The sequence below is a fragment of the Nocardia sp. NPDC059764 genome, assembly GCF_042732555.1.
Lineage (GTDB): Bacteria > Actinomycetota > Actinomycetes > Mycobacteriales > Mycobacteriaceae > Nocardia.
Genome location: NZ_JBHWHH010000227.1, coordinates 1 through 9,799, shown reverse-complemented (window position 1 = coordinate 9,799; position 9,799 = coordinate 1). Strand labels below are relative to the sequence as shown.

Annotated in this window: 6 protein-coding genes; 3 read left to right on the top strand and 3 right to left on the bottom strand. The window is 69.3% G+C overall.

Annotated elements, in window-relative coordinates:
- Nucleotides 1-18 precede the first annotated feature (18 nt).
- The 3 genes from ACFV4K_RS32185 to trmB are packed head-to-tail and all read right to left on the bottom strand — an operon-like array spanning nt 19 to nt 4,951.
- Nucleotides 19-3,309 (bottom strand): MMPL family transporter, encoded by a 3,291-nt coding sequence (locus tag ACFV4K_RS32185; protein WP_379280002.1) that lies wholly within the window; start codon nt 3,307-3,309, stop codon nt 19-21.
- Nucleotides 3,309-4,079 carry an NYN domain-containing protein gene (locus ACFV4K_RS32180; RefSeq protein WP_357094131.1) on the bottom strand — a complete coding sequence of 257 codons (771 nt, stop codon included), beginning with the start codon at nt 4,077-4,079 and terminating at the stop codon, nt 3,309-3,311. Before ACFV4K_RS32180 ends, ACFV4K_RS32185 begins: the two co-directional genes overlap by 1 nt.
- Nucleotides 4,076-4,951 carry a tRNA (guanosine(46)-N7)-methyltransferase TrmB gene (gene trmB, locus ACFV4K_RS32175; protein WP_379280003.1) on the bottom strand — a complete coding sequence of 292 codons (876 nt, stop codon included), beginning with the start codon at nt 4,949-4,951 and terminating at the stop codon, nt 4,076-4,078. Before trmB ends, ACFV4K_RS32180 begins: the two co-directional genes overlap by 4 nt.
- Nucleotides 4,952-5,219: 268 nt before the next feature.
- On the opposite strand from trmB, the gene ACFV4K_RS32170 reads away from it, so the two are divergent.
- From ACFV4K_RS32170 to ACFV4K_RS32160, 3 genes are all read left to right on the top strand, one after another.
- Nucleotides 5,220-5,882: a GTPase domain-containing protein gene (locus ACFV4K_RS32170; protein WP_379280000.1), complete on the top strand. Its 663-nt coding sequence runs from the start codon at nt 5,220-5,222 to the stop codon at nt 5,880-5,882.
- A gap of 234 nt (nt 5,883-6,116) precedes the next feature.
- Nucleotides 6,117-7,673, top strand: coding sequence for a hypothetical protein (locus tag ACFV4K_RS32165; protein ID WP_379279998.1), 1,557 nt, complete (start codon nt 6,117-6,119; stop codon nt 7,671-7,673).
- 243 nt (nt 7,674-7,916) lie between these two features.
- Entirely contained in the window at nt 7,917-9,743 is a 1,827-nt protein-coding gene (locus ACFV4K_RS32160; protein WP_379279997.1) for a phosphoenolpyruvate carboxykinase (GTP), read from the top strand.
- Nucleotides 9,744-9,799: the final 56 nt, after the last annotated feature.

Below are 9,799 nucleotides of genomic sequence, written 5' to 3'. Positions count from 1 at the left end.
TTCCTGCGTCGTGTCGCGTCAGTCGTCGTTCTGGCGACGCAGCAGTTCGTTGACGCTCACCTGCCGCCCCTCACCACCGCGGTGCTTGGCGTCGTCCTCGTCCGGCTTGCCGGGGCGGCGACGGGAGGTGCGCAGATCCGACATCCACTGCTCGATGCTGCTGCGCCCGCCGCCGTCCTCGGGCTGCTCACCGGCCGCGTGATGCGCCGGATGGTGTTCCGCGGGAGCGGCTTCCGGCGCGGGCTGCTCGCCCTCCGGCTGCGGCTGGTACAGCTGGGCCCGGGTCGCCGGATGCGGCGCGATCTTCGGCGTCGGCGGCGGGAGCACCCGCTCGGACCCGACCGTGGACGTGGGCGGTGTCGCCTCGGGCTGCGGCGCCGGCGGTGCGGGCTGCGAGATCGACGGCACCGAACTCGGCGGCGTGACCGGGGCGGGCGGGGGCGTGAAACTCACGTCCTGGCCGTACGCCTGGCTCGCGGCGGGCTGTTCGGGCTTGCGCTGCGGCAGGCCGGGTGCGGGACCGCGTGCGGGCGAGGCGAAGTCGCCGATCGGGGTCACCGGACCGCGGGGCGCGGCGGACTCGGCGGGTCCGGCCGGGGCGACCGGCGGGACGGAACCGAGTTCGGTGGTCGGCGCTTCCGCGGCGGCCGCGCTGATCACCCGGCGCGGGGCCAGCGGCGGCACCGACTCCACGGGCGCGCCGTAGGTCTCCGACGCGGTGCCGAAGGTCTCCACGGACGGGCCGAAGGCCGCCTCGGTGCTGGGTTCGCTGATACCCGCGGGCTTGGCGAAGGCCGGGGACGCGGTGGTCGACGGCGTGACGCCGAAGCCGGGACGCGCTGTGGCGGACGGGAATCCGGTCGGGGGGCGCTGCGGTTCCGGAGCGGGCGCGACGCTCTCCGCCTGCTGCGCGGTGTGCTCCGGCGGCTGCGGCGGGTTGTCGGCGGGCGGCGTGGACTCGGCCGGCGTCACCGTGTCGATGCGCTGGGTCGGGGCCTCGCTGTCCACGTCGACGGTGCGGCGCGGGCGCGGCTTGCGCGGGCGCGCGGGCGTGGAACCGTCGGAGACGATCGGGATCTGCATCGTGACCGGGTCGGTGATCGGGGTGGTCTTGACCAGGTCCACCACTTCGCCGCCGCCGGGCCGCTCATCGTCGAGGATGGGCTCGCCCAGGCCGATCTTCTGCTGGATCTTCTTCATCCACTTGGGCGCCCACCAGCAGTCGTCGCCGAGCAGCTTCATGGTGGCCGGGACCAGCAGCATGCGCAGCACGGTCGCGTCGATGAACAGCGCCGCCACCATGCCGTAGGCGATGTACTGCATCATCACGAGGTCGGAGAACGCGAACGCGCCCGTGACGACCAGCAGGATGAGCGCGGCCGCGGTGATGATGCGGCCGGTCTGCGCGGTGCCCGCGCGCACCGCCTCGGTGGTGCTCGCGCCTTGCGTGCGCGACTCCACCATGCGGGAGAGCAGGAACACCTCGTAGTCGATGGACAGGCCGTAGACCACGGAGATGATCAGGACCAGCACCGGCGACATGATCGGCTGCGGCGTGAAGTTCAACAGACCCGCGCCGTGACCGTCGATGAAGATCCAGGTCAGGATGCCGAGCGTGGACCCCAGGCCGAGCGCGCTCATCAGCGCCGCCTTGATGGGCAGCACCAGCGAGCCGAAGGTGAGGAACATCAGGATGGTGGTCACCAGCACCACCAGCGCGATCATCAACGGCATGCGGTCCAGCAGCGCGCTGATCGAATCCTGTTCGATCGCGGGCTGACCGGTGACCATCATGTCGACGCCCTCGGGCACCTCCATGGCGCGCAGCGAGTCGATGGCGGCGGCCTTGTCCGCGCCCTTCTCCAGGCGGCCTTCCGAGACCCACACGTTGGAGCCGTTCGGCGGCTTCGACGGGATCTGGAACTTGCCGTTCGACAGCAGGCCCGGCGTATTCGCGTTGGCCTCGCTGATCAGCGGTCCCACACTGCGCGAATCGTCGGTGACGATGACCAGCTGCAGCGGATCGGACTTGCGCATCGGGAACACTTCGTCGAAGTGCTGCTGCGCCAGACGGGTCGAGTTGTCCGGCGGCAGATAGGTTTCCGAGATACCGCCGAACTGCAGGTTCTTCACCGGGATGATGAGCAGCAGCAGGCCGATGGTGATCGGGATGGCCACCTTCAGCGGGTGCTTCATGACCCACGCGGTCATCCGGCCCCAGAAGCCGTTCTCGATCTCCTCGGTGGTCTTCTCCTTGCGGAAGCGCTTGAGGCCCAGGGCATCCACGCGCGGCCCCAGAATGGACAGCAGCGCGGGCAGGACGGTGAGCGCGGAGACCGCGGCCAGCGCGACGGTCGCGATGGTGCCGTACGCCACGGACTTCAGGAAGCCCTGCGGGAACAGCAGCATGCCGGCGCTGGCGGCGATGATCATGGTCGCGGAGAAGACGACCGTGCGGCCCGCGGTCTGCACCGAGCGCCGCACCGCGGATTTGGTGTCGTAGCCGTCGGCCACTTCCTCACGGAAGCGACTCACGATGAACAATCCATAGTCGATGGCCAGGCCCAGGCCGATCATCGAAACCACCGGGGAGACGAACGAATTCACCTCGGTGAACTTCGTGATCCCCATGACGATGCCGTTCGCGCCGAGCACGGTGAGGCCACCGATGATCAGCGGCAGCGCGGCCGCGACGACACCGCCGAAGATGAAGAACAACAGCACCGCGACCACCGGAATCGCGATGATCTCCATGCGCTTCTGGTCCTGCGCCATGGTGTCGTTCAGGGTGCCCGCGATCGGCTGCATACCGCCGACCTCGACCGTCACGTCCGGAACGGTGAAGGCGTTCTTCACATTCCGGTAGTTGCGCATGATCTCGGTGTCGTTATCGCCCTTGATGGCGACCGTCGCGAAGGCGTGCTTGCGATCCGGGCTCACCGCCTGCGCCAGCTGCTGACCGGTCTCGGTCTTCCACGGCGACGCGTTGACCTGCGTGATCTCCGGGTGCTGCTTGGGCAGGTCGTTCAGGGACTGGATGACCTTCTGACTCCACGCCGGATCGTCGACGGTCTTGCCGTCGGGCGCGGTGTACAGCAGCACCACGTCGCTGTTGTGGTCGCGGTTGTAAACCTTGTCCTTGAGCTGCGCGGCCGCGGTCGACTCCGAGGTCGGGTCGTCCCATCCGCTGGAGCTGAGATGGTCCTCCAGCCCGAACCCGAACGCTCCCAACGAGAGCAGTGCGGCGACGACCACACCCAGGACGGTGTAGCGCAGCTTGTAGACCAGGTCGCCCCAGCGGGTGAACACTAAGCGACTCCTTGAGCGGGGCGGGAGGTGAGCAGGGCCGACAGCGGCCGGAACGGCTGCAGCCACGCACCCTCGTCGGGCAGCGAGTCGAGGCTGACCCTGGGCAGCGGTTCACGGAACACGCCCGGGATGTCCTCGAGGTCGATGAATTCGAGAATATCCGACGTGACGGCCCAACTCGCGTGCTCGCGGAAACCCAGTACCTGAACAGGCACGCCGGAAGCGGCGATCTCCTCGAGGGGCGCGCGGAACGCCTGCCCGTCGGCGGAGGCCACCATGATCCCGGCCAGTCCGGCGCCGCGGCGGCGTAGCTCGATGTGGCCGAGCATGTCGCTGTCCACATCGGAGTCTTCGTCGATCTTGGGTTTGGCGAAGACGGCGTAGCCGACATTGCGCAGTGCCTCGACCCAGGGTCGCACCACATCGGCGGTGCCGGGGGCGATATTGGTGAAGACGGTGGCCTCGGGCTCCACCCGGGTGGTGCTGCCTACCGATAGTTCGGCGGTGCGGGCCAGCAGCCAGCGGCCCAGCGCGTCGAAGCGCGGGCGGTAGGCGGCGGTGGGGCGGCCGCCGAGGATGGCGCCCAGGCCCATATCGAGATTCGGTGCATCCCAGACCAACAGCACGCGGCGTACGTCGGTGGCGGTGCCGCCAATGGCTACGGCTGCGTTGCCGTGGAGCCCGGTGGTGCCCTGTAGTCCGGTCGAGTCGCCGCCGTGCATTATTCCGGCAACTTCCGCGACCTCCGGGGTCATCTCACTGACGCTCATGATTCGATCTTCCCCCAGATGAACTCGGTGATGGCGCTACCCGCGCGGAGTCCTTTGTTTTCGAACTTGGTAATCGGACGTTCGAAACCAATCGGTGCCTTGTTTCGATACGCCTCGGGGTCCCCGCCGGTGGGCTCGTTCATGCCGATGAGCTGGGGTTCCGCATTGCCGTACAGGCCGATCCACTCCGCGTAGTCCGCATGGTCGGTTGCGACATGCAACACGCCGCCCGGAATCAGCCGACTTGCGATGAGTGCGAAGGTTTCCGGCTGCAACAGCCGCCGCTTGTGATGGCGAGCCTTGGGCCACGGGTCCGGAAAGAACACGCGCACGCCCGTCAGCGATTCGGGAGCAATCATATTTTCCAGGACATCCACGGCATCGCCGCGCAGCAGTCGGAGATTGTCGATCCCCTCCCGCTCCACCCGCTGCACCAACTGCGCCAGACCCGGCTTGTAGACCTCGATGCCGATCAGGTTGAACTGCGGCTCGGCCTGCGCCATGGCCGCGGTGGCCGTGCCGGTGCCGCAGCCGATCTCGATGATCAGCGGGGCCGAACGGCCGAACCAGGCGTCGGCGTCCAGCTTTTCGTCGGATACGTCCTTGCCGATCACCGGCCACACCCGATCCCAGGCGTCCTGGCGGGCGGGCGACACCGCGCCGCGGCGGGCGCGGAAGCTGGTGACCCGGGGATAGAGCCGGTTGCCGCCCACGGGGCGCTCGCGGCCGGCGGTCTGCCCCTCCTGGTCGGCGGTCTGGTTCGACTCGGCGGCGGGGTTCTCCGGGTGACCGGGGTCACCGGCGGGGTCGGCGGACCGCGGCCCGGGAGCTGGCTCGGCAGAGGGGTTCGCGGCGTCGTTCACGGCGTCCATTGTCCAGTATTCGATCCTTAGCGCAGCAATCGACCACGGGTTCCGACGGCCAAGATCAATCCGGCTGCCAGGCCGGACGCCACACCGGACACGCCGCCGCGACCACGCGCGATGGCGACCGCACGGTGACTCACCTTGCGGTAGTTGCCATTTCCACCACCTCTCGAGGGGTGCGTTCGAGCCCGCTTCCCCGACCGCGCGGTCTTGATTGTGAGTTCCGTGAGAGTTTTCCGCCCCCACCCCCGCATCCGCCCGCTACGCTGCCCGCGTGCCGCCCCGGCGAACGCCGCGCATCCAGGTCACCGGCCGCGCCCGCGCCGGAAAAACCACCCTCTGCCGCGCCCTGTCCCTGCTCACCGCCGAGGAAACCCGCCCGATCGACCGTCCCGGCCGTCCGAACCCCACCCTCGACGCCGATCTTCTCCTCTATGTCCTCCCCGGCCAGGCCGACGCAGCCGACCGCCGCCTGCTCGCCATCCTCCCGCCCGACCGCACCCTGGTCGTCCTCAACAAGGCCGATGCCATCGGCGTGCGCTGGTCCGACGCGGCCACCGCGGCCGAAGCGCTCGCCTCGGATCTCGATCTCCCAGTCTTCCCCGTGGTCGCCACGCTGGCGGCTCACACCCGCTCGGGCACCCTCACCGACGTCGACCTGAACACGCTGCGCCGCCACCGCGACGATCCGGACCCGCCCCTCACCCTCTCCCACGACCTGTTCGCCGCCCCGGACCTCGCCCCCGATCCCGAAGCCCGCCGCGCGCTACTCGACCGCTGGGATCTCCACGGCGTCTCGTGCGCCCTGGCCGCCCTGCGCCACGCTCCGGAGCTCCCCGTACGGCTCCTCCTGCAAATCCTGCACTGCGCCAGCGGAATCGACCCGCTCCACCGCGAACTGCACCGCCGCTACGAAGCCGCCGCCGTCGGCCGATGAACCTGCCGCGGCCAAGCCGACCACACCCCCTGGAACGAATCAGCGGTGTTGATGCCAGCACCGCGCCCCGACGATTCACCGCTTCCCGAGCCGAAGCCGGACGCCGCACGCCCGGATACCCGCCTCGAATTGCCGCCGCCGGTACGTGTTTCGGCGCTCCCGGAACGACAGCTGACAAAGGAGCCTGGCTCCGGCGCGTTCGGCGGTGGGCTGGAGCTGCCTCCGTTGTCCAGGGTGACGGCCACAGAGTCGGATCAGTTGTCGGCAGGTCACCGCGCCGCTGATGCCGCCTCGCCGGACGTGGTTTCCGGTATCGCTCCGGGCGTGGCCGATGCGGCGGTGTCGACCGCGTGCAGGGCGGCCGAGCTGCCCGAAGCAGTGGAAGCCATTGTCATGCGCTGGAATCCGCACGGTCTCGCGTTGCTGCGCGGGATGGCGGCACCGGGGGAGGCCGCGGCGGTCGCGATCATCGGCGGTGACGAATCGGCGGCGCTGCGGGTGGAGCTGGCCAGGTTCCGGCCGCACATCGATCTCGTCGGCGGTGACCCGGCTCATCCGCGTCGGGTGGCGCTCGTCGTGCTCGATGCCGGTGCCCTCATCGGGGAGGAGCTGCTGGGCCGGGTACGGGGGTTGTGTGCCGACGGGACGCGGATCGTGTTCGCGCTGGACGGGATTCACGCGCATCGCGAGTGGCGGGAGGTGCGGGAGCTGGATTCGGAGCTGCTGGCCGAGGTCGGTGGCGGCGGGGCGGAGATCGTGCCGGTGTCGGCGCGGATGGCGGCGGTGGGGCGCGGGACGGGGGATGCGGCGCTGGTGGATCGGTCGGGGGTGGGGTTGTTGCACGCGCGGTTGGTGGCGGCGGCCGGGGCGGGCGCGGTCGGGGATCAGGTGGCGATCGTGCGGGAGCGGGTGCTGGAGGAGACGCGGCGGCGGATTCGGGGGCAGTTGGGGAAGGTGCGGGACGGCGGGGACGTGGCGGGTTTGCGGGCGGAGCGGGCGCGGTTGCTGGCGGTGGGGGACGGGGGTCGCGGGGCGGCGATGAGCGTGGTGCGGAATCGGGCGCAGCTGGCTCGGGTGGAGCTGTCGCACGAGGTGGGGGCGCGGATTCGGGGGTTGCACGGGGAGTTGCGGGATGAGATCGACGGGTTGGCGCGGAATGCGCTCGCCGAATTTCCGGCGCGGGTCGGCGTATGTGTGGAAAAACTCACACAGGAGATGGATCGGTCGATTCGGTCCCGGATCGGCGAATTGTGCCGTCAGGTCGAGGAATCCGTCGCGGCGGAATGGCATATATCTTTTCCGGCCCCGGTGGACCGGGTATCGCGGGCCGCGCCGACGCCGGGACCGCGGCCGCGGGGCGTGGAGGACCACCTGGTGCTGGTGCTGGGGGCCTCGGCGGGGTTCGGGCTGGGGCGGCTGCTGGTGACGCCGCTGGCCCTGTTGCAGGCCTTCGACTACGCGATCATGCCGATCAGTCTGGTCCTGGGCGCCGCGGGCGCGGGCTGGGTGGTGCGCGCCCGCCGACGCCTCGCCGAGGGCGCTCACCTGCGGCAATGGGTCGCCGACGCGCTGGTCGACGCCCGTGCGGGACTGGAACAGCGGGTCGCCACCGCCCTGGTGGACGCCGAGGAGCGGCTCACCGACGAGGTGCTCGGCAGTGCCGCCGCCCGCATGGTGGAAACCGATTCGCGGGTCGGTGAATTGGAGGCGCAATTGCGGCACGCGGCGCAGCGGCGACCCGCGCTCGTGCAGGCATGCGAACGTGACCTGGCCGCACTCGAATTCGGATAATGGCTGGTCGGAGGTTTCGACCCGGTACCGACTGGACAACCCGATTCCGTACAGCGCGATATATGGCGTTAACCTCTATGGCAGGAACCAGGGCATCCGCCGAGTTCCCGTACATGCGTCCAGCCGGTATGGGCGCGCGTGCGGGACCGACGGGAGCCTTGCCGCAATTGGTGGCACTCGGTGTCGCGAGCCGCGCTCCTCGGCTCGATGTTCATCGGGGCCGCCCATCTCAGGAGAGTTTTCATGACCTCAGCGACCATTCCTGGTCTTCACGATGGCACCGCGCCCACCGAGCACAAGGAACTGCTTGCCTGGGTACAGGAGGTCGCAGAACTCACCCAGCCCGACCGCGTGGTCTGGTCGGATGGGTCCGAAGAGGAAGCGGCCCGTCTCTCCGAGCAGCTGGTCGCCGCGGGCACCTTCAAGAAGCTGAACGAGTCGAAGAAGCCCAACTCGTACCTGGCGCTCTCCGACCCCTCCGATGTGGCCCGCGTCGAATCGCGCACCTACATCTGCTCCAAGAACGAGGCCGACGCCGGTCCGACCAACAACTGGGTCGACCCGGCCGAGATGCGCGCCACCATGACCGAGCTGTACCGCGGCTCCATGAAGGGCCGCACCATGTACGTGGTGCCCTTCTGCATGGGCCCGCTCGGCGCCGAGGACCCCAAGCTGGGCGTCGAGATCACCGACTCCGAGTACGTCGTGGTCTCCATGCGCGTGATGACCCGCGCCGGCCAGGCCGCCCTCGAGAAGCTGGGCACCGACCGCCCCTTCGTGAAGGCCCTGCACTCCGTCGGCGCCCCGCTCGCCGAGGGCCAGGCCGACGTGCCGTGGCCGTGCAACGACACCAAGTACATCACCCACTTCCCCGAGGACCGCGAGATCTGGTCCTACGGTTCGGGTTACGGCGGCAACGCGCTGCTGGGCAAGAAGTGCTACTCGCTGCGCATCGCCTCGGCCATGGCGCACGACGAGGGCTGGCTGGCCGAGCACATGCTGATCCTCAAGCTGATCTCGCCCGAGAACAAGGCCTACTACATCGCCGCGGCGTTCCCGTCGGCCTGTGGCAAGACCAACCTCGCCATGATCCAGCCGACCATCCCGGGCTGGCGCGCTGAGACCCTCGGTGACGACATCGCGTGGATGCGCTTCGGCGCGGACGGCCGACTATATGCCGTCAACCCGGAGTTCGGCTTCTTCGGTGTCGCCCCCGGCACCAACCACAGCTCGAACCCGAACGCCATGGCCACCATGGAGGCCGGCAACACCGTCTACACCAACGTCGCCCTCACCGACGACAACGACGTGTGGTGGGAGGGCCTCGAGGGCACTCCGGACCACCTCGTCGACTGGAAGGGCAACGACTGGTTCGAGCGCGAGTCGGAAACCCTCGCCGCGCACCCGAACTCGCGCTACTGCACCCCGATGTCGCAGTGCCCGACCCTGGCCCCCGAGTGGGACGACCCGCAGGGCGTGCCGATCTCGGCCATCCTGTTCGGCGGTCGCCGCAAGACCACCATCCCGCTGGTGACCGAGTCCTTCGACTGGCAGCACGGCGTGTTCATGGGCTCGACCGTGGGCTCCGAGCAGACCGCCGCCGCCGAGGGCAAGGTCGGCACCGTCCGTCGCGACCCGATGGCCATGCTGCCGTTCATGGGCTACCACGTGGGTGACTACCTGAACCACTGGATCACCCTCGGCAAGAACGCCGACGCCCAGGCGCTGCCGAAGATCTTCTACGTCAACTGGTTCCGTCGTGGCGACGACGGCCGCTTCCTGTGGCCCGGATTCGGCGAGAACTCCCGCGTGCTGGAGTGGATCGTCGGCCGCATCGAGGGCCGCTCCGAGGCCACCGCCACCCCGATCGGCAATGTGCCGGTCGCGGCCAACCTCGACCTCGAGGGCCTGGACGTGACGGCCGCCGATGTCGACGAGGCCCTCGCGGTCAACGTCGAGGAGTGGAAGCGCGAGATCCCCTCGATCGAGGAGTGGTTCGAGTTCATCGGCGACAAGCTGCCTTCCGGCCTGCGTGACGAGTTCGAGGCTCTGAAGGAGCGTCTGGCCTGAGACGGCCGGTGGTGGGGGCGCACGCCCCCACACCCCGATAAGGGTGAGCGGGGGTG